18 protein-coding genes are annotated in these 20155 nt (G+C 54.8%); 8 read left to right on the top strand and 10 right to left on the bottom strand.

Annotated elements, in window-relative coordinates; all coding sequences use genetic code 11:
- The first annotated feature begins 277 nt into the window (after positions 1–277).
- The 6 genes from AACZ86_RS03535 to AACZ86_RS03510 all read left to right on the top strand — a co-directional run bounded on the left by AACZ86_RS03535 (position 278) and on the right by AACZ86_RS03510 (position 8637).
- Positions 278–931 carry a protein-L-isoaspartate O-methyltransferase gene (locus tag AACZ86_RS03535; protein WP_339689347.1) on the top strand — a complete coding sequence of 218 codons (654 nt, stop codon included), beginning with the start codon at positions 278–280 and terminating at the stop codon, positions 929–931.
- 22 nt (positions 932–953) lie between these two features.
- Positions 954–2417, top strand: coding sequence for a TolC family outer membrane protein (locus AACZ86_RS03530; RefSeq protein ID WP_339689346.1), 1464 nt, complete (start codon positions 954–956; stop codon positions 2415–2417).
- Positions 2418–2472: 55 nt separating this feature from the next.
- Complete coding sequence (locus tag AACZ86_RS03525; protein ID WP_339689345.1) at positions 2473–2952, top strand: DUF2497 domain-containing protein; 480 nt, start codon at positions 2473–2475, stop codon at positions 2950–2952.
- A 55-nt stretch (positions 2953–3007) separates the two neighbouring features.
- Positions 3008–5101 (top strand): S9 family peptidase, encoded by a 2094-nt coding sequence (locus AACZ86_RS03520; RefSeq protein WP_339689343.1) that lies wholly within the window; start codon positions 3008–3010, stop codon positions 5099–5101.
- Entirely contained in the window at positions 5098–5766 is a 669-nt protein-coding gene (locus AACZ86_RS03515) for an enoyl-CoA hydratase/isomerase family protein (protein WP_339689342.1), read from the top strand. The genes AACZ86_RS03520 and AACZ86_RS03515 overlap by 4 nt, the downstream gene beginning before the upstream one ends.
- Positions 5767–5916: 150 nt before the next feature.
- A complete protein-coding gene (locus AACZ86_RS03510) occupies positions 5917–8637 on the top strand; it encodes a valine--tRNA ligase (RefSeq protein ID WP_339689341.1) in 2721 nt (906 codons plus the stop codon).
- Positions 8638–8730: 93 nt separating this feature from the next.
- Here AACZ86_RS03510 and AACZ86_RS03505 read toward each other — a convergent pair whose 3' ends face one another.
- The 9 genes from AACZ86_RS03505 to AACZ86_RS03465 all read right to left on the bottom strand — a co-directional run bounded on the left by AACZ86_RS03505 (position 8731) and on the right by AACZ86_RS03465 (position 17042).
- The gene (locus AACZ86_RS03505) at positions 8731–9165 is read right to left on the bottom strand and encodes a hypothetical protein (protein ID WP_339689340.1); all 435 of its coding nucleotides are present in this window, start codon (positions 9163–9165) and stop codon (positions 8731–8733) included.
- Between the two features lie 130 nt (positions 9166–9295).
- Complete coding sequence (locus AACZ86_RS03500) at positions 9296–10837, bottom strand: DUF87 domain-containing protein (RefSeq protein ID WP_339689382.1); 1542 nt, start codon at positions 10835–10837, stop codon at positions 9296–9298.
- 273 nt (positions 10838–11110) lie between these two features.
- Complete coding sequence (locus AACZ86_RS03495) at positions 11111–11881, bottom strand: TIGR02186 family protein (RefSeq protein WP_339689338.1); 771 nt, start codon at positions 11879–11881, stop codon at positions 11111–11113.
- Positions 11881–12795 (bottom strand): sulfite exporter TauE/SafE family protein, encoded by a 915-nt coding sequence (locus tag AACZ86_RS03490; protein WP_339689337.1) that lies wholly within the window; start codon positions 12793–12795, stop codon positions 11881–11883. The genes AACZ86_RS03495 and AACZ86_RS03490 overlap by 1 nt, the downstream gene beginning before the upstream one ends.
- 103 nt (positions 12796–12898) lie before the next feature.
- Positions 12899–13969 carry a hypothetical protein gene (locus tag AACZ86_RS03485; RefSeq protein WP_339689335.1) on the bottom strand — a complete coding sequence of 357 codons (1071 nt, stop codon included), beginning with the start codon at positions 13967–13969 and terminating at the stop codon, positions 12899–12901.
- 67 nt (positions 13970–14036) lie between these two features.
- Positions 14037–15416 carry a glycosyl transferase family protein gene (locus AACZ86_RS03480; RefSeq protein ID WP_339689380.1) on the bottom strand — a complete coding sequence of 460 codons (1380 nt, stop codon included), beginning with the start codon at positions 15414–15416 and terminating at the stop codon, positions 14037–14039.
- A 136-nt stretch (positions 15417–15552) separates the two neighbouring features.
- Positions 15553–15888: a hypothetical protein gene (locus tag AACZ86_RS03475; protein WP_339689334.1), complete on the bottom strand. Its 336-nt coding sequence runs from the start codon at positions 15886–15888 to the stop codon at positions 15553–15555.
- A gap of 170 nt (positions 15889–16058) precedes the next feature.
- Positions 16059–16418 (bottom strand): hypothetical protein, encoded by a 360-nt coding sequence (locus tag AACZ86_RS03470; protein ID WP_339689333.1) that lies wholly within the window; start codon positions 16416–16418, stop codon positions 16059–16061.
- A gap of 87 nt (positions 16419–16505) precedes the next feature.
- Entirely contained in the window at positions 16506–17042 is a 537-nt protein-coding gene (locus tag AACZ86_RS03465; protein WP_339689331.1) for a helix-turn-helix transcriptional regulator, read from the bottom strand.
- A gap of 294 nt (positions 17043–17336) precedes the next feature.
- Here AACZ86_RS03465 and AACZ86_RS03460 point away from each other — a divergent pair, with 294 nt between their 5' ends.
- Both AACZ86_RS03460 and AACZ86_RS03455 read left to right on the top strand, forming a co-directional pair.
- A complete protein-coding gene (locus AACZ86_RS03460; protein WP_339689329.1) occupies positions 17337–18755 on the top strand; it encodes an MFS transporter in 1419 nt (472 codons plus the stop codon).
- A 6-nt stretch (positions 18756–18761) separates the two neighbouring features.
- Positions 18762–19196, top strand: coding sequence for an acyl-CoA thioesterase (locus AACZ86_RS03455; protein WP_339689327.1), 435 nt, complete (start codon positions 18762–18764; stop codon positions 19194–19196).
- 99 nt (positions 19197–19295) lie between these two features.
- On the opposite strand, the gene AACZ86_RS03450 is transcribed toward AACZ86_RS03455, so the two are convergent.
- A complete protein-coding gene (locus AACZ86_RS03450) occupies positions 19296–20120 on the bottom strand; it encodes a crotonase/enoyl-CoA hydratase family protein (RefSeq protein ID WP_339689325.1) in 825 nt (274 codons plus the stop codon).
- Between the last annotated feature and the right edge of the window lie 35 nt (positions 20121–20155).

Below are 20155 nucleotides of genomic sequence, written 5' to 3'. Positions count from 1 at the left end.
TGCGTCACCACTCCGCCATCGGGCCGGAGAGAGGGCGCGAATTGCTTCGCTTTGCTAGTAAAGTCAACCCAAACTTGCATCATCCGTTTTTGGTGGTGCATATTGTCAGAAATGGCCCGATTGTCGCGCAAAAGACGCAGTCGGCATAAATTCGCCGGATTCCATCTTGGCGCAAGTGCCAAGCCCCGCTAGAAGCGACAAAATCTCCTCCATAGTGTATTGTGTTAATAATACAGGCGTGGCATGGACGAAAAACATATTTTGGAAGGATCGACTCTTGGGTCAGGAAAATTTCAAGCAGATGCGCAAAGCCATGGTGGTCAGCCAGTTGCGTACCACTGACGTCAGTGATCCGCGTGTTATCGCGGCCATGAGTCATGTCCCGCGCGAAGATTTTGTGCCCGCTGCCCAACGCAGCTTCGCTTATGCCGACCGCGGCGTGCAAGTCGGCGAAGGCCGGGCTTTAAATCCGCCGCTCACCACCGGGCGGTTGTTGAATGTCGCGCATGTGACAAAGAATGACAATGTCTTACTGATCGGCGCGGCCACGGGCTATACAGCGGCTGTTTTAGCCCAACTCGCCGGTTCGGTGACAGCGATCGAAGCGAATGCCAAACTGGCGGCGACCGCGAAGAAAAATCTGGCGGGCGTTGAAGGAATCACGATTGAAACGGCCGAACATGTGGACGGCTGGAGCAAATCGGCACCTTATTCCGTGATCGTTATTGATGGAGTGGTGGATCAGATTCCCCAAACCCTTGTCGATCAACTCGCCCCGGACGGACGAATCGTGGCAGCAGTCATGAATGATGGCGTATCTCGTCTTGCTTTAGGCCGCACGGCTGGGGAACATGTTGGCTATCAATATTTTGCCGATTGCGGGGGATGTCCCCTGCCTGGTTTTGACAAAGCAAAAACCTTCACTTTTTAAAGGCGTTCGGGAGAGACTTGAGATGAATAGACGTCGCCTTTTTGCTGGAACGGCTATCCTGACGTTGCTGTCTGCGCCAGTGCAAGCAGACACGCTCCGCGATGCCCTCGTGGCTGCTTATCAAACAAACCCCACCCTGTCCGGCGCGCGCGCCGCCCAGCGGGCGACCGACGAGACCGTCGCCATTGCCAAAGCGGATGGCCGCCCCAGCGCGACCACTGATTTCGGTTTTCAGGAAAATTTCCTGCGCAGCGCCAATAGCTTCACTGCACCTCTGCGCCAGTCCACTGCGGGCGGCTCGGTCACTGTACCGATCTACTCGGGCGGAGCGGTAAAAAATGCCGTCCGCGCCGCCAAGACCAGAGTCGAAGCGGGTCAGCTGGACCTCCGCGCAACCGAGGCAAGTCTTTTCAGCAATGTTGTCGCCACCTATATGGACGTCATCCGCGACACGGCAATCGTCAAACTGAACCGGGCAAATGTCGGCGTCCTCTCGGTCAATCTGGAAGCGACCAGCGATCGGTTCGAAATCGGCGATTTGACCCGGACCGACGTAGCACAATCGGAATCCCGGCTGGAAGTAGCAAAGGGTGATCTGGAAACCGTGCGCGCGAGTCTGATCCGCAGCAAGGAAAATTACATCGCGCTGGTCGGACACGAGCCCGGCGATCTGGAAGCGCCTCCGCCATTGCCAAACCTTCCCGAAACACCGGATCAGGCCGTCGATATCGCGCTAACATATAATCCGGATCTACTCGCCGCCAAAGAACGCGCAGCGGCCGCGGAATTTGATATCAAAACGGCCCGAGCCGCCAACAAACCCAAGGTTTCGACTTATGTTCAAGGGCGCTATTTGAATTACCATGGAACGCTTGGCGGGAATATTGCCGGCACAACTTTCATTCAGGAACAATCCACTGCAGAAGTCGGCATCCAGGCAAGCATGCCGATTTACCAGGGGGGCCGACCGGCTGCGCAAATCCGTCAGGCGCAAGCCCGCTCTGGCCAGACTTACGAGCAGCTGATTGCGGTCGAGCGCGACGTGATTTCGCAGACCCGTGCGGCTTATTCCAGCTGGCGCGCATCCGAGCGGGTCATCCAGTCTTCGGAGCGTGCCGTAGCCGCTGCCAGCCTGTCGCTGGAGGGAGTTCGGGCAGAAAATTCCGTCGGCAACCGGACCATATTGGACATACTGAACGCCGAGCAGGAATTGCTCAACGCCCAGGTGCAACTGGTGACCGCGCGGCGCAACAGCTATGTCGCTGGTTTTTCCCTGCTAGCCGCAATGGGGCGGGCGGAAGCCCGCGATCTGGGTCTCGAAGGCGGACCGCTTTATGATCCAAAGGTCAATTACGAGCGGGTCGACGATATGTTCTATGACTATCAAAGCGATCCGAATCCGGAACCGCAGGCAACCAGAACCGTTGACACTCAGGCCCAAAAAGCGGAGATAGAGCCGTTGCCTGAGATACCGACGCGCCGATAGAATGAATAGCGTCGATTAGTTTCGACCACAGAGTATAAGTTTGGGGGTTTCGCACATGGCCGAACAGAACAGGGAATCATCGATGGAGGAAATCCTCTCGTCGATCAAACGCATCATCGCCGATGACAAGGCGATCGACGAGGATCGCCCCCAGCAACGTCGGAAAGCTCCGCTGAAACCAGCGCTGCAGGCTGTCCCGGATATCAAGCCGGCGAACGAAGAAGTGCTTGAACTGACCAACGAGTTGCCGGAAGCAGACAATCCATCCGCACAAGGCGTCTTTGGAGACCGCCGCAAGGAAGAGCGGCTGATTGACGACAACAAGCTTGATAGCATGCGCCAATCGCTCTCGGCGCTGGTCGAAAAAGGCGCGATGGAACGCCGGATGCCACAGCAACAGTCCGGCGGCACGTCGCTCGAAGACCTGACCCGTGAAATGATGCGACCACTGATCAAAGAATGGCTGGACCAGAATCTGCCCGACCTCGTCGAAGAATTGGTATCCCGCGAGATTCAGCGGTTAAGCGACAAATAGTCCTTCACCCCTAATCCCAATTGCCTTGTCAGACAGCCGTGCTAAACTCCCGGCCATGACAAAATATTTCAAAACATTTACCACGGCCCTGTTCCTGACCGGTGCCATTGTGCCAACCCTTGCTTCGGCCAGACCAATGACGCCGGAGGATCTCGCGACGCTGAAACGGATGGGATCGGTTAGTATTTCTCCTGACGAGAAATGGGCTGCCTATGACGTGACAGAAACGCAGCCAGAAACCTACGAGCGGTCGAGTGCGCTATATCTCCTTGATATCGATGCCGCCGATGCAACACCCGTCCGGATTCTCGACGCAGCTGGAAAAAGCGAACATAGTCCGGCGTTCGCGCCGGATGGCAGCCTCTATTATCTCAGCGACGCCAGCGGCTCGGAACAGCTTTGGCATGCCGACATTCTATCAGGGGATAAAGTGGGAAAACCGGTTCAGGCGAGTGATCTAAAAGCCGATATCGCCGGCTTCAAATTGTCTCAAACCGGCAAGCAAATCGCGCTCTGGGGCGACATTGCCCGAGACTGTCCGACGTTCGGTTGTGACGAAAGCGGCAACAGGGCCGAACCCGGACCAGGAACCGGCCGCGAATATGATGAATTGTTCATCCGCCACTGGTCGAGCTGGGAAACGCCGGGAAATTATAGCCGGATATTTGCCTTTGAACTGAAAGACGGAAAGATAGCGGGCGAAGGCTCCGCTCTGGATGGTGATCTGACCGGCGACAGTCCTTCCAAACCATTCGGAGGCGGTGAGGAAATCGCGTGGGTACCGGGAGAGGATGGTGTCTTCTTCGCACTCAGAGTTGCGGACCGCAATGAACCTAAATCCACCAATATCGATATTTACGGTGCCAAGGCCGATGGCAAGGAAACCGTCAATTTTACCGCTAATAACAAGGCTACTGACACGTTACCGGCCTTTTCGTCGGACGGTGAATGGCTGGCCTGGGCCGCGATGGAGAGACCTGGCTATGAGGCTGATCGGCTTGTCGTAAAATTGCGCAAGCAAGGCAGCGATGAAGACGAAGCCATTGCCCTGACCAAGGATTGGGACCGTTCGGTCGGATCAATCGTCTGGACGCCCGATAATAAATATCTCATCGTGACCGCGCAGGACGTGCTCGATCATCCGGCCTTTGCAGTGGAAGTCGCGACCGGCAAAGTCACGCGTCTGACGGCGGAAGGCAATGTCGGCACCACGATACCCTTGCAGGACGGCTCGCTGATCTACACAATGAACAGCCTGCAGGCGCCGACGGACATTTATCGCCGCACGGCGGGCGGAAATGTCACGCAGCTGACCAATATCAACGGTCGTGAGTTGGCCGAAATCGACAAGGTCGAAATCAAGCGGTTCAATTTTCCCGGTGCCAATGGCGACACAGTCTGGGGTCAGATCATCAAACCTCAAGGCGCGACCGGCAAACTGCCGATGGCCTTTCTCGTCCACGGCGGTCCCCAGAGTAGTTTCGGCAACAACTGGTCTACCCGCTGGAATCCGAAAGTGATGGCGGCGCAAGGCTATGCGGCGGTTACCGTCGATTTCCATGGTTCTGCCGGTTACGGACAAAAATTTACCGACAGCATCAATCAGGATTGGGGCGGCAAGCCGCTGGAGGACCTGAAGCTGGGTTATGCAGCGGCGCTGAAGATCGATCCACAAATCGACGGCGAGCGTTCCTGCGCTCTCGGCGGCTCTTATGGTGGTTATATGATGAACTGGATTGCCGGCAACTGGCCAGACCGGTTCGACTGTTTGATCAATCATGCCGGTGTATTCGATCTGCGCGCAATGGCGCTAAGCACGGAAGAATTGTGGTTCGATCAATGGGATCATGGCGGCAACTGGTGGTCGCGACCCAACCCGGAAAAATGGAATCCCGTCAACAAGATCACCAACTGGAAAACACCGACTCTGTTCATCCACGGCGAAAAGGATTTCCGGATCCCCTATACCCAAACTATCATGCCGTTCACCGTATCGCAGGAAATGGACATCCCGTCCAAATTGTTGATCTTTCCCGATGAAAACCACTGGGTGCTCAAGGGCAAGAATAGTGTGCAATGGTACCGGACGGTCTTTGACTGGATGGATAAATGGACAGCGGCCGGCAATCAGGAAAGCGAAGGCGAGTGAGCTTTTTCCCGACCGAAGAACGCGATGGTACGATCATCGTCACGCTGACCAACGGGGAACGCAATACACTCCATCCGGCTCTGCTGGAGGAGGGAATTGCGGCCTTGCAGGCATTGGCCAAAGATCCTCCAAAAAATGGCATTGTTCTGACTGGGGCCGGTGAACATTTCACCTGCGGGATGGACACGAAAATCGTGGCGACACTGGACAAAGCCGGCCAGATTCACGCAGCAGCGGCTATAGACGCATTTGCGGCAGCGCTGCATCGCCTGCCCTGTGCGGTGGTGGTCGCGCTCAATGGCAACGCCATTGGCGCGGGCGGTATCATGGCGCTCGCAGCAGACTGGATCGTCGCAGCGCAAGGCGATTACAAAATCGGACTGCCCGAAGCGAAGGCGGGCCTGCCATTCCCGCCCGTTCCACAAGCGATCCTCGATCATTGGCTTGACCCCGTCTGGCGGCGAAGACTGGCTTTGTCATCCCATTTGCTTACACCGGTAGAAGCTTTGAGCGCGGGACTGGCTGACGAGTTGGCAGGGCCGGCTCAATTGCTGGATCAAGCCGTCGCGCGTGCGCAGGAACTGGCGGCCCAACCGGGGTTCAAGGCTTGCAAGCGGCAATTGCGCGCCAAGGCCAATGCGGAAATTGATGCAATACTGGGCTAGCCGGCCGAAACACTCGAACAGATTGACGCTTTTCCGTTAGCCCTGAGCCAGTCGAAGGGCGTTCTATTTTTATAGGTGCGGTTCAACAGGCTCACCATTAACGGACAATTGCCTGTTGTTTACGGTGAAAACCAATGCCAAAGGCTCAGCATGACCTTAGATAAAAATTTCGACCCCGCCGCCATTGAAGCTCGCTGGTATGAGCATTGGGAAACCAAGGGACTGTTCCGGCCGGAACGCGATGATCGCGAGCCGTTCACGATCGTCAACCCTCCGCCCAACGTCACCGGCAGCCTGCATATCGGCCATGCTCTGGACAATACATTGCAGGACATCGTCATCCGCCACGAACGGATGAAGGGCAAGGATGCGCTCTGGGTCGTCGGTATGGATCACGCCGGTATCGCCACCCAGATGGTGGTCGAGCGTCAGATGAACGAGCGCCAGGAAAAGCGTACCGACTTCACCCGCGAGGAATTTGTCGAGAAAGTCTGGGCGTGGAAAGAGGAAAGCGGCGGCACGATTACCGGCCAGCTGCGGCGTCTCGGCTGTTCGATGGACTGGTCCAACGAACGCTTCACCATGGACGAGGGCATGAACGAGGCCGTACTCAAGGTCTTTGTCGATCTCTATAATGACGGCCTGATCTATCGCGACAAGCGCCTGGTCAACTGGGACCCGGCGCTGAAAACCGCGATCTCAGATCTGGAAGTCGAGACCACCGACACCAAGGGCAGCTTCTGGCATTTCAAATATCCGCTCGCCGACGGCGTGACGCTGGATAACGGGCAGGACTATATCGAGGTCGCGACGACACGGCCTGAAACGATGCTGGCCGATATGGCGGTTGCCGTACATCCAAGCGATGACCGCTATAAGAGCGTGATCGGCAAGGAAATCCTGCAGCCGATCACCGGGCGCCGCTTCAAGATTGTTGCCGACGAACATGCCGATCCCGAGCTGGGTAGCGGCGCGGTGAAAATCACGCCGGGCCATGACTTTAACGATTTCGAGGTCGGCAAGCGTGCGGGCTTTGCGGCTGGCGAGATGCTCAATATGCTCGATTGCGAGGCCAATGTCTGCCAGACCGCTGACGGGCTGGTACCAGACGAATATATCGGACTGCACCGGTTCAAGAAAGACGGCATCAATGGCGCCCGCGAACTGGTTGTCCAGCGGCTGAAGGAACAGGGCTTCCTGATTCCGCATGTCTCGAAAAACAAGGACGGCGAAACCGTCGAGCATGACGCCGAACCGCGCACCATCGCGACACCTTTCGGTGATCGCGGCGGCGTGGTGATCGAGCCGTGGCTGACCGACCAATGGTATGTTGATGCAGAGACGCTTGCGCAACCCGCAATCAAGGCTGTCCGTGATGGCGATATCGAGATCGTTCCCAAGACCTGGGAAAAGACCTATTTCAACTGGATGGAGAATATCCAGCCATGGTGCGTTTCACGGCAGCTTTGGTGGGGACACCGTATTCCCGCATGGTTTGACGAAAACGGCAAGATCTATGTCGCCATGGATGAAGCTTCAGCGCAGGCGCAAGCTGGCGCAGACGTTGTGCTTACTCGCGATCCAGATGTCCTCGACACCTGGTTCTCCTCCGCTCTTTGGCCCTTCGGCACGCTCGGGTGGCCGGAGAAAACCAAAGACCTTGAACGCCATTACCCCAATGACTTGTTGATCTCCGGCTTCGATATCCTGTTCTTCTGGGACGCGCGGATGGCGATGCAGGGCATCCAGTTCATGAAAGAAGTGCCGTGGAAGCGACTCTATCTCCACGGACTGGTGCGCGCCGAAGATGGCTCCAAAATGTCCAAGTCCAAGGGCAATGTCGTCGATCCGCTCGGCCTGATCGACCAATATGGTGCCGACGCATTGCGCTTCTTCATGGCAGCGATGGAAAGCCAGGGCCGCGACATCAAGATGGATGACAAAAGAGTCGAAGGTTATCGCAACTTTGCCACCAAGCTGTGGAATGCTTCCCGCTTCTGCGAAGTGAACGGCATTGGCGCAAGCAAGACTCTCGCCGCACCGGAAGCCACTCTGCCGGTCAATCGCTGGATCATCAGCGAAGTTGTCGAAACGCAGGGCGCACTCGACAAGGCGCTGGCCGACCTTCGCTTCGATGCGGCGGCCAACACCATCTACCACTTCACCTGGGACCGGTTCTGCGACTGGTATCTCGAACTGATCAAACCGGTTTTGCAGGGTGAGGATGCCAATTCGGCAGACGAAACCCGTATTGTCGCCGGCTGGGTTCTCGACCAGATCATCGTCATGCTGCACCCGTTCATGCCTTTCATTACGGAAGAACTCTGGCACAGCATGGGCGACCGAGAATATGATCTGATTGTAGCCAAATGGCCGGAGCCGAAAGCGGACATCGACAAGGAAGCAAAAGCGGAAGTCGACTGGCTCATTCGTCTCATCTCGGCCACCCGCACGGCAAAAGTCGAACTCAACATTCCGCCCGGAACAAAAATGTCAGCCCACGTCCGCGATGGCGATGATGCTCTGGCAGAGCGTATCCAGCGTCAAAGCTCTGCGCTGAACCGCGTTGGCAGGCTGGAAAGCTTTTCCTTCGATGCTGCACCGGAAGGCGCAACTGCTCAAATCGTGGTAGATGGTGCAACTTATGTGCTGCCACTGGCAGGTGCCGTCGATTTCGCAGCAGAAAAGGCGCGGCTAACCAAGGCGCTGGAAGCATCGCAGAAAGAAGCCAAGTCTTTGTCAGGTCGTCTCGGGAACGCGAATTTCGTCGAAAAAGCCAAACCGGAAGCGGTCGAAAAAGCTCGTTCCGACCTCTCCGACAAAGAAGCGGAAGCCGAACGGTTACAGGCGGCAATTGATCGGTTGGGATAATCCTGCTCGAGAATATCAGCAATTTGGCTAATTTTGGAACTAATCGGAGATGGTTCCCCGCCTCCGCGGCGATACCGGCTTCCGATATCTCTCTTAGCTATCGTTCCCGCGTCGCATTTTTTCGGCGCCAGCGCGCATTTTCACGGCCCCTTCACGCATTTTTTCCGCGCCGCCTCGCATTTCGGGGGCGCTAGCCAGCAACTGCTCGGCCGTGACTTGCGTATCTCTGTGGTCATTCTGGCGCGCCGCCTCGCGTTCGCGAAAAACAGGGTCGCGTTCCAGCCGGTCGGCATAGGCTTCCATTTCGTCGGCGCCGCGCAGCATCTCATCGGCACCCTTTTCCATGCCAACAGCAGCTTCAGCCATCCCGGCCGTCACTTGGGCTTTGATATCCCGTGCGAGCGTTTTGCTCCATTCTCCATGGTGCTGGTGTTTCGCATCACGTGCTTGGCTCGCCATCGCCGGCAATATCGACGCCGCGACAAGGCCCAATCCCCCAGCAAACGAGAAATAGCGTTTATCAACCATCGGATTCTCCATGTCATCTTGCCGCGCCCGATGCGCGACCTAGTGACTACGAGTGTAATCGATGGCTGGGGATTTGATACCGGCCATCGATCAACGGCCAATGGAAATGGACAAACGGTCGGAGCGGCGTTTACCGGCCTTGCGCTCTCCAGCGCTTGATCACCCGCTGGATGATTTCTTCTTCGCCGCCTTGCTCGCGCCATAGCTCGGAGAATACCGGATCTTCCGAAGCCGGACGCCGGTCCTCGGCCAGCGTATCGAGAGAAACGCGAATGGGAATGGCAACGCCTTCGCCACAGCAAATCACTTCACGATTGCGCAAGGCTGGAATGGAGTCGAGAAATCCGCGCGCACCCTCCGGCATAGCGGCTTTCACAAAGGCCTGATCTCGGTCATTGTTGAGACGCATCGACAGGATTGTACCACATTGCGACAGCACACCTTCGGCCAGATCCGACGGCCTCTGGGTGATAAGACCCAGAGAGACGCCATATTTACGGCCTTCCTTGGCGATCCGGCTGAGAATATCGCGAACACTGCTTTCCTCGGCAACATCATCATTCGGAATGTATCGATGCGCTTCCTCGCAGACCAAAAGCATCGGCCGCTGCGGTTCATTTCGGGCCCATATAGCGTAATCGAACACCAGGCGACTGAGCACAGAAACCACGGTAGGCGTGATTTCGGACGGCATTGCCGAGACATCGATAATCGAGATCGGTTTTCCCTCGGACGGTAGTCTGAAAATCTTGGCAAGAAATGCCGCCATTGTGTCGCCGACAAGCATCCCGGAAAACATGAAACTGTAGCGCGGATCGGCCTTGATCTCGTCGATCTTGGATTTCAGCCGTTGATAGGGGGCGCTGTTGGTCGCCTTGTCGAGCTTGCCCATCTCGTTCTGAAGTATCCCTGTCAGATCGGACAGCAAATAGGGCACAGGTGAATCCACGGTCAGCTTCGCAATATTTGCAGATGCCTGACTTTTTGCTTTTGCTGCCAGCAGACATTTGGCGAGAATGTCGCAGTCCATCTGTTTGGCATCACCTCTCGACTGGACAAATACTTCACAATGTTCACGAAAATTCATTAGCCAATATGGCAGGTTGAGGTTGTTCACGTCGAATAATTTGCCATTTTCCTTGAAGGCGGCAGAATATTCTCCGTGAGGATCAATCATGATGATATGGCCTTCGGGAGCCAGATCACAAATCTTATGGAGAATGAGAGCCGCAGAAGTCGACTTACCCGTACCTGTCGATCCCAGAAGCGCGAAATGCTTACCAAGCATGGCATCGACATAAAGGGCCCCGCGTATATCGTCCGTGGGATAGACCGTGCCGATTTCAACATTGGCCCGGCCATCGGATGCGTAGACCTGTTTCAGATCCGCTGTGGTCACTGCGTAGACCAGCGAGGCTGGCGTTGGATAGCGGGTTACACCACGGCGAAAATTGTAAATATGTCCGGTAAGCTGTTCTTCGTCACCTTCTCCCAGAAAATCGATCTCGGCGACCACCAGCCCCGACTGACCTTCATAAAGCCTCTGAGTTCGGATATTGGCCAGCAGCCATGTTTGGCCAACACGAATTTTGACCTGACTGCCCACCTGGCCAGCCATTCTTACTGTTGCATCGGGATGATCAAGCAACCTGGTCAGGACGGCACTATCCATGACAATTTTGGAACCCGACCCCGCAATTTCAATGACTTCGCCAATTTTATGGCCTTCGGTGCGCTTTGGAGCGGGAGCGTGTTCACTATGGCCCTGCGTTTCATTTCCTGAAACCGGAAGAGGTGCAGATGCGGGAAAATTATGAGAACCCATGTCGGACATTACGGTTTTTCCTGTGTTACTGGTCAAAACACCGGACTAATGCTTCATGGTTAAGGAAGATTTACCGCACCTAAAGAAAGGTAAATTCGCAGGCTTGCCGCTGAACAAGCCTCACATCTTGCGGAACAGATAACCGGCAGACCAGCCTAGAAAAACCGAAATGAACACAGCAATCAAGCCATATAGAAAGCCGTTGTTCTGGGATAGATTGGTTATAAAACGCCCCATTCCGATTTTTTCAATCGTAACCTCTTTGACTTCTGCCGCCTCTACCCGCCCATCGAGAATTAGGAAGGTTTCTGCCGTATAATCGCCTACCGGGACACTGGCGGGCAGATTGATCCGCGCCTGATACAACACGCTGTTGGTGATCTTCACGCTATTGGGCAAATTCTTGAATAGATTTCCGCGGGCATTCAGATCCACCAGCCCGTTAACGAAGCGATCCAGTTCACGACTGTCGATTGCTCCAGCCGGAGAAAGCTGCAAATGATTTAGTCCCAATTCGTAGATATCTGCCGTTTTGCCATCTACAATCTCGTCGATCGGTTTGGAAGACGCAACCGCGTAGAAGCCGGGGGCGGAACGGAATTCGCTGCTTGCCGCATTGATCCATATCCCCGCTATCTGTTGCTTTTCACGCACGACAATGGATTCAACCGGCCCCTTGAGAACAACCACGATATCTGCCTGATCGGTATTGCGCGTACCCGGCGGATAGGTGATAGCACCAAAGAGCAGCAATTGTGCACCGTTGAAATCACCCCTGATGCTGATCCGATCCTGAGATACTTCCGGAACCAGTACCGGGGTCGCAGCCATGGTCATGACGGCAATACCGAACACCGCGAGCAAGCGGGGCAAAAGAGTCCGCCACTGCATCACAGGAGTTGCACCGTGTATATTTCATCGGGCTGGAAGCCCAAGCCCAATGCCATGCGTATGGCAACAAGCAGGACCATGGCTGCCAAACTCAGCCGCAAATATTCCGGTCGCATACGCTGCGCGAATTTTGCGCCCAGTTGCGCGCCGGTCACGCTGCCAAGGAGCAGCAATGAAGCCAAAACGATATCAACCGCTCGCGTCGTCATGCTGTGCATCATCGTCGACGCAATGGTCACGAACAGGATTTGAAACAGCGAGGTTCCGACCACCACCTGAGCGCCCATGCCGAGCAGATAAAGCATCGCCGGTACCATGATAAAGCCACCACCAACACCCAGCAACATAGTCAAAATGCCGGTAAGCAGACCGAGCACGAATGGCGCGATCGGCGAAATATAGAGGCCGGAGCGGTAAAAGCGCCATCGGAATGGCAGGTTGGCGACCAAAGGATGATGACGCCTCTTCCGCGCGGGCATCGGTTTTCCGGCGCGCAGTGCCCTGACACTCTGCAAGGATTCTTTGAACATCAAACCGCCGATACTCGAGAGCATCAGGACGTACAGAACATTGATGACGGTGTCGATCTGGCCCCACCTCTGCAGAATCTGGAACAGCCCGGTGCCAATCAGCGTTCCGAATATACCGCCAACCACCAATATCCCGCCCATCCGGAAATCTACTCCCTTGCGGCGCATATGAGCCGCAACACCCGAAATACTGGCACCCGTGACCTGGGTGGATGCAGAGGCAGCGGCGACCGTCGGCGGAATGCCGTAGAAAATTAGCAGCGGAGTAGTTAGAAAACCGCCACCGACGCCGAACATACCGGACAAAATTCCCACAAGACCGCCAAGCAGGACTATGACAAATGCATTGACTGAGAGATTGGCGATTGGGAGATATATGTCCATATTCCAATTGGACTAATCTCTTTTTGTTGCGGGATAAAGGGCGTTGCGGTTCGCAACGTCAAAAATCAATCCGTTTACCGATCAGGGACAAAATCCGGTTCGCTTAAAATCCAGTTGAAACGGTTAGCGCCAGGCCATTTTCTGGCCGTGCATTTCCGGCAATCCGGAACCGCCAGTCGACAGAGAAACGCGCTGATGCAGAACCCAGAGGGATTCTGATATCTGCTCGCGGCCCAACATCCAATCGAGCTATCTGGCGTTCACCGCCAGCCCATGCCCCAACTCCAAAATATAATTTCTTTCTTCCGGATTCAGCGACGGGATGCTGCAAGGTAGCAGCCCCGTCAAAAAAATAGCTTTCGTTGTCACCTAAAATATATCCCGCCTGAGCGTAGGTCTCGAGCAGAATATCTTCCACAATTTGATCAGGGCCCGTGCCACCAGCCATATAAAAGGCTGTTCCCCGATCCCCGCCCGAACCTGCATCCAGCCGCTTTTCGGCATGGATAGAAAAAGGCAAGTTCTGAACCGGATGCATCCGGAGACCAACAGCGGCTTCCTCCTGCGCCAGTGGCGCCAGCGCGGTGGTCAGCCTTCCATAAACCGCTATTTCAGGGTTCGGCTTGGCCAATATCGGATAGGACAAGATGACACCGGCCTGACTACCCCCATATTGTCCATTTGATATGATGAAATCCTGCCCTCTCGACTCCGGATCTGCGCTTTGAAAGACTCGTCTGGCGAAAACCCAAGCATAACCGATAAGTCCATTTCGGCGCAGCTTTGCGGTTAGGTTTTGGCCCGGAGGTTTATTCAATTCAACCCTTTGCGAAAGGCTGGGTGCTTGCTGGGGTGATATGCCGGCTGGAAGCCGGTAATTGACGTCCGCCGCTCGCATGTTCGCCAGCAGAAAATGCGGTCTGGAAATGAGCCGGTCGGCGGACATCCGATCAATCGATCCTCGCGGAGGATAGAACGGGGGGAAAAAGGCCTTGTTTTCGCCAGCAGTGTCTTGCGCAGAAACCCGCCTCGAAAATTGCGACCCACTCCGGCGCTGCGCACCGGCATTATTGATTTGCGAAATCTCGTAACCTATTGCCGAATGGCCAATCGCTGGCCCTACCGAATCCACGACAATATCCGGAGGAATATTCCATGAGAAAACCCGCATCATTACCCATATGGATATTATCGTTCCAAACGCACGAAGCGGCGCACCGGCAGCCTCTTCCGCCAATGCATCAATTCCTTCCAGCCAGTGAATAGCCTGATCTAAGCTGCTGGATTTCGCTAGTTTCAGGGTAAAAATGATGTGTTTTTTCCCAGTTCACCGGATGACCGGCAAGCTGCTCAACATAATGGCCAATGGCACGCCAGGCCGCTAGAATATTAATCACATTCGCAACGATTGTCCTCGGTATCGATATCGCCGCTTCACGAAGACCATAAAGCGCAAAGACGAAATAGCTTTTCAATAGCAATCGCCACATCAGAAATCCGGCATTAACGAAAAGCAGTGTTTTCAGAAACCCGGAAAGGGGTTGAAATTTGTATAGACCAAATCGGTCGGCGAGAAGCAGGCCACCTGTTAAAATTACGGCCGCATAGGCAATAGCCAGAATAATTGCCGCCAGACTGGCCTTACGATCACGCAGTCTCATCCAATTTTCCCGCCAATCATTTTTCCATCCCAGTCGATCCCATCCGGACAAGGATATCCCCGCGATCCAGCGGCTTTTCTGACGGACGGCATCTTCAAGCTTTTCAGGAAAGAACTCCTGCGTCGCGACCAATTGTCCATCCCGGTCGCGCAGTCGCGCAAAAATGCCCCGGGCATCTCCTCCCGTCAGATTGAGCCCCAGTTCATAGTCTTCGGTCAGGCTATGCGCGTCAAAGGGCTTCCCTTTTGTCCGAATTGTCAATTTTTGCAGGGCATCCCGAGCAAAAGCGCAGCCCACGCCAGCAGAGGGGATAGAGGCACCCAGCGCTTCGCGCATCACCATTTGCTTGCCATGTAATTCAGCAAATTCGTCGCCATAATGGCCGGCGACCCAGCGCGACCTAGTGGCCCGGCGCGGAATGACCGGCAATTGAACCAGAGCGGCCCGCCCAATCAGATATTCGAGAAGCCTCAGCTCCTGAGAATGGACAAGATCCTCTGCATCGTGGAGCACGACCGCCTTGAAATTGGTCTTTTCCTCGATTTCATCCTGACACAGCGCATCCCACAGATGATTCAGACAATCCGCCTTCGTCGTCGGCCCGTTTTGCTGACAGACTACAATCCGGATATTCTCCGTGCCCGACGATGCAGCCGCGACCGCCGCAATCGTTGCCGGATCATTCGGGTAGCATCCGACATAAATGCGAAATTGGCTTGATGTCCATTGTCGCAAACATCTTGCTAGCATCGCGCCAATCACCGTAGCCTCTTTCCAGGCCGGTACAAATATAGCCAGCCGTCCATCGGGCGCGGATTGGCCCAAAGTCTCCACGGTTGCCCGTTCGTAGCGAGAATAGACGAACAGCTTGCGTTTCACGCTGTGAAAAATCCACAACCCGTCGAAAACCAGATCATCGGCCGAGCCAAGCAAAAAACACACGCTCGCGAAAAGCAGCATTTCCTTTTGGAAAAGATCAAAAAGCGGTAAAAACATATCATCCGCCATAATTATACTCCTCCGGATCGCAGAAGCGTTGCCGCTGCAGAAAGTGAAGACAATGGTTAGAAACAAGTGATCGGATCGTTGCTCGACGCTAGCCGGAATTATTTTCATGCTCGGCCACAAACGGCCTGTGCTCAAAGGATCCAAGAGCCAGTGCCAACAGCATGGGATAGGCCCAAAAGACAGCTCCGGTACCGAACGCCCAAGGCGTTATCTGTGGCATAACCATCATTGTGGGGTGAATGGTTACCGCAAGCAGTTGAAAAGCGGTTGCCCAAAGTGGCCAGAAGCGATCGGAATTGAACGCAAGATAAATCAACGCTAAGAAGGCAACTATATCAATTGCAAATATACCTACTTCCACGCTCGTCCACGAAGTCCCATACAGCCTGCTAACAACCAATGTGGAAACCGATCCGATAATCATGATAGCAGCCCCGAAATATTCAGAACGGGAACCGCGATAAATTGCATGTCCACAGCAGGCCACAAGAAATAGATAATAGATATAGGCCCATATCGTAGTGAAAATCACAGCGACAAACCCGCTGGTATCGACGATTCAAGCGCCTTTTGGGCAAATAGGATCACAGATAGCTAGGCAACATGTTCTGCTAAAGTGACAATTTTCTCATCTTTTTTATTCTGAAGCATCGGCGGTTTCATATCTCCGCTACCCATGGCCATGGCTTGCAATCCAATTTGATCTCGCGTTTCCGCCAATCGGTTGTGTGTTGCTATCAATTGTCCTCTTGCCCTGATCAATGCAGACAAAGTTTCAGCTGCCTGCGATATCGCATCCTGACCGACCACAGCCGATAAATGTGCACTCGTTCTCGCTACTGGCATATATCCCGCCAAATCTGCCATTTTGCAAATAGCCTGATCAACAGCTTCTTCGGTAGCAAACAGTCTTCTCGCCAAATTCTCGGCAGCATTTTGTCGTTGTTTCAGCATGAACTTTCCTTTCCCCAGAATCGATATTTCATACTATTCAAAGTCACCAAATCGAGGAGCGGATGCGCAGACCTGACTGGGTGTTGATCACCCTTTTAGCCGGGACAACGCTTCCAACCCCGCGATAAGTCCACCGAAAGATAATGCGGACCCAATCGCAATCGCCAATATCCACCCCAGTCGTGCCACCGTGCCAAGATTGTTTCTCTCGCCACGATATCGCGGAACGGGAATCCGTCGGCGCCTCGTTTCTGATCTCCCAAAAGCCATAATGGCAATATTGCCATCTACATTTGAAATATCATCTTCGGAGCCTGTCCTGTCGCTTGCGGTCCTTTCGGTTGGCGAGACCAATTTCCCGTTTTTTCTGCCTCGCTCAACCTCCGGCATTTGATATATCAACGGTTGATATTGATCGTCTGCCTCGAACGCAGCAAATTTTCGTGCCGCCTCGAAACGCGACGGCACTTCCATAATGCGCATGGCGATGCGCAATCTCTGATCTACAGTATGCGGAGACACGCCCAGTTCCCGTGCAATTTCCTTGGAATTATGATGCGCCAGCACGAGCCGCAAACAATCGCGCTGTCCGTCATTCAGTTTCTCTGCAGCGGATACTGTCATAGCGGGCGTGACCGACCGAATCGAGTATCACAGAGTTGCAAGGTTCGATATCGGCCTGCAGATTTGCGACGAATACTTCCGAGAAATTGCCGGAAACGTGCGCTCTGCGCCATATCTTCCCCCTGAGAACCCTTACGTTACCTTATGTTACAATAACAGAAATTCGCGATTTCGTGAAATTTTTTCATAATGTGCAATGCTCACAGGACTCGACGGCACTCAATCCCAATTGCCACAAAGTCCTCTGGACTTGTCCCCGCGTTCGGGCCATCAACTTAAAAAAATGGAGAGAGCATGAACGCAACACAGGCAGAGCCTCTGACGAATACCGGGCTGGCATATCGATCCGGTGGCTATCGCAACTATGTAATAATTTCGTTGATGCTTCTTTACACATTGAACTTCATCGATCGCATATTGATCGGCGTAGTCGCCCAACCCATTATCGAAGAGTTCAAGTTGCAGGACTGGCAATTCGGCCTGTTGTCCGGTTTCGGCTTTGCTCTCATGTATACGGTGATGGGCATCCCCATTGCCCGGCTTGCCGAACGCATGAACCGCGTCAAGATCATCGCCGCCAGTGTCATCCTGTGGTCGCTCATGACTGCCTTATGCGGGATAGCAGGCAGTTTCATCGCGTTACTCGTGTTCCGTATCGGCGTCGGCATAGGAGAAGCCGGCCTAACACCTGCAGCCAATTCGATCATCTCCGACTATTTCCCGCCACGCAGTCGCGCACGGGCGATCGCGATATACACTATGGGCATCACACTGGGCGGTGTTCTGGCCAATGCCTTTGGCGGACCGATCACCGAATTATTTTCCTGGCGCGAGGCGTTTCTGGCGCTCGGTATACCGGGTGTTGTTTTCGGCGTCATTTTTCTCTTCACCGTCGAGGAGCCACCGCGCGGCTACGCTGACCCGCCGACCGCAACCAAACCCAGGAAAATGGGCATAGCAGAAACGGTGAGGGAATTGTCCGCCAAGCGCAGCTTCTGGATCAACATGATAGCCGCCGCTCTGGTCGCCTTTGTCGGCTATGGCGTCAGCAATTTTCAGGTCGCATTTTTCCAGCGCGTCCATGAAATGTCCATCTCGGAAGTGACGCTACAGATTGCCGTTCCGCTGGGTCTTGCTGCGTCTGCCGGCGCATTTTTTACCGGCTATCTGACCGAGAAGATGAGCGGTCGTTACCCCAACGTGGTTGCCTGGCTGCCCGGTGTCATGCTGATCATATGCGTTCCGCTTTACTGGATCGGCTTCACCACCGATAGCGTGCCCTTTGCCCTGACAGTGCTGCTCTTTGCTGCCACCCTGCATTATGGCTATCTCGGCGCCCAATATACCATCTGCCAAGGCGTCGCGAGCCCTCAGTCGCGGGCAACCGCCGTTGCCCTGTTCCTGTTCATCGTCAACCTCATCGGCTATGGCTGCGGCCCTCTTGTCATGGGGATCGCGAGCGACATGCTGATGAGCGCCAATCTCGCCAGCTCCCAGTTTGCAGCCGAACTGACTGGACAGATCTGCAAAGGCCGGCCGGAAGACCTGATCGCCACCCTCGGTGCGGCCAAGGCCGCGGCCTGTTTGACGGCAAGCGCGGAAGGGCTTCGCTGGTCGATGATCTATATCGTCGGCATATTTTTCGTCGCGGGCGGTCTCTATATCTTTGCCTGCAAGACACTGCAAAAAGACCTTGTTGCGAAGATGAACTGAGACAATATGGCCCGCCCGGAAGCATGGCAGCTGATCGCCGAAAACTATCCCGTGTCTGTCGTAACCCAGACGCGTTTTCAGGATATTGACCCGAACCGGCATCTCAACAATGTCGCCTTCGCTTCGATGTTCGAGAATGCGCGGGTGCGGCTAAACCGCGCACTACGACCTTGGGGCGACCGACCGAAGAACGAGCGGAGCATGGTCGCAGCGGTCACGATCAACTATCTCCGCGAAGGGCAATATCCCGATGACGTCGAGATCAGCTCGGGCGTCAGCAAGATCGGGACGTCCAGCTATGTGATCGCGCAGGCCATGTTCCAGAACGGCCACTGCATCGCCACTTGCGACTCCATCATTGTCTGCCGCACCGACGGCGAGGGCAAACCGCTACGGGCAGAGGTCGTCGCGGAACTGGAGAAAATGCGAACCACCGGTTAGCAGCTTGCCGGTACGGGACGTTCGCACCAAGCTCGTCGAACTGCCGATATGCTCTTGAGAGGTTCTTCGACAGGCTCAGGACGAACGGCAATATGCAAATCAGTCGACAAAATTCGCGGTGCGTTTCTGCATGAACGCCATCACCGCCTCGACCTGATTGGGCGTGCGGCTGACCTTGTCCTGACCGATCGATTCCATCATCAATATCTCGTCTTCGTTCATATCGGGCAGCTTGTTGATCAGATCTTTGGCGATCTGTACTGCTTGTGGATGTTTGCTGGCGATCTCGGTCGCGATTTCCATGGCTTTGGCATGCGGGTCGTCAGACAGATGGGTAACGAAGCCCAACTCCTTGCCTTCTTCGCCGGTAAAGATGCGATTGGTATAGGTGAGCTCGCGCAGGATATCGTCGCGCACAAAGCTGCGCCAGGTCGTGTAGCTGCCCATATCCGGGATCAGGCCCCAGCGCATTTCCATGATCGACATTTTTGCATCTGGCGAGACTACCCGAATGTCAGCGGCGCTGGCGAATTGCAGACCGCCACCGATACACGGACCATGGATCGCCGCGATGACCGGCGCTTTCAATTTCCGCCAAAGCAGCACGATATGTTGATATTTATTGGCATTACCAAAGGTACGCTCGGTCAGGGTGTTGGCGAGTGGTGACTTGTCGCCATCCTTGCCTGGTTCCGATGCAGCAGCGGCCGATGCGGCAAAGCTACCCATGTCGAGACCGGCGCAAAAAGCCTTGCCTTCGCCGGAAAGAACAATGGCTCTTATGCCTTCCATCGCCGCCAGCTTCTCGCCCGCTTCGACGATGGCATCAATCTGCTCGGCATCGAGCGCGTTCATCTTGTCGGGCCGGTTAAACCGGACATCGGCGATATGATCTTTGACGGTAATGGTGACGCGTTCTGACATTTTTCATCCTTTGCTCTTCCCCGTTCGCTTCGAGC

It is taken from the genome of uncultured Parasphingorhabdus sp. (assembly GCF_963975735.1).
Classification (GTDB): domain Bacteria; phylum Pseudomonadota; class Alphaproteobacteria; order Sphingomonadales; family Sphingomonadaceae; genus Parasphingorhabdus.
The sequence above is the reverse complement of the archived record's forward strand: the minus strand, read 5'-3'. Positions and strand labels throughout refer to the sequence as shown.

Coding starts and splice junctions, on each gene's coding strand:
- AACZ86_RS03500 (WP_339689382.1), bottom strand. CDS start 10,837: ATGGATAGTGCCGTCCTGACCAGGTTGCTTGATCATCCCGATGCAACA.
- AACZ86_RS03490 (WP_339689337.1), bottom strand. CDS start 12,795: ATGGACATATATCTCCCAATCGCCAATCTCTCAGTCAATGCATTTGTC.
- AACZ86_RS03460 (WP_339689329.1), top strand. CDS start 17,337: ATGAACGCAACACAGGCAGAGCCTCTGACGAATACCGGGCTGGCATAT.
- AACZ86_RS03470 (WP_339689333.1), bottom strand. CDS start 16,418: ATGCTGAAACAACGACAAAATGCTGCCGAGAATTTGGCGAGAAGACTG.
- AACZ86_RS03530 (WP_339689346.1), top strand. CDS start 954: ATGAATAGACGTCGCCTTTTTGCTGGAACGGCTATCCTGACGTTGCTG.
- AACZ86_RS03465 (WP_339689331.1), bottom strand. CDS start 17,042: ATGACAGTATCCGCTGCAGAGAAACTGAATGACGGACAGCGCGATTGT.
- AACZ86_RS03495 (WP_339689338.1), bottom strand. CDS start 11,881: ATGCAGTGGCGGACTCTTTTGCCCCGCTTGCTCGCGGTGTTCGGTATT.
- AACZ86_RS03485 (WP_339689335.1), bottom strand. CDS start 13,969: ATGATGCGGGTTTTCTCATGGAATATTCCTCCGGATATTGTCGTGGAT.
- AACZ86_RS03505 (WP_339689340.1), bottom strand. CDS start 9,165: ATGGTTGATAAACGCTATTTCTCGTTTGCTGGGGGATTGGGCCTTGTC.
- AACZ86_RS03475 (WP_339689334.1), bottom strand. CDS start 15,888: ATGATTATCGGATCGGTTTCCACATTGGTTGTTAGCAGGCTGTATGGG.
- AACZ86_RS03525 (WP_339689345.1), top strand. CDS start 2,473: ATGGCCGAACAGAACAGGGAATCATCGATGGAGGAAATCCTCTCGTCG.
- AACZ86_RS03450 (WP_339689325.1), bottom strand. CDS start 20,120: ATGTCAGAACGCGTCACCATTACCGTCAAAGATCATATCGCCGATGTC.
- AACZ86_RS03520 (WP_339689343.1), top strand. CDS start 3,008: ATGACAAAATATTTCAAAACATTTACCACGGCCCTGTTCCTGACCGGT.
- AACZ86_RS03455 (WP_339689327.1), top strand. CDS start 18,762: ATGGCCCGCCCGGAAGCATGGCAGCTGATCGCCGAAAACTATCCCGTG.
- AACZ86_RS03510 (WP_339689341.1), top strand. CDS start 5,917: ATGACCTTAGATAAAAATTTCGACCCCGCCGCCATTGAAGCTCGCTGG.
- AACZ86_RS03480 (WP_339689380.1), bottom strand. CDS start 15,416: ATGCTGCTTTTCGCGAGCGTGTGTTTTTTGCTTGGCTCGGCCGATGAT.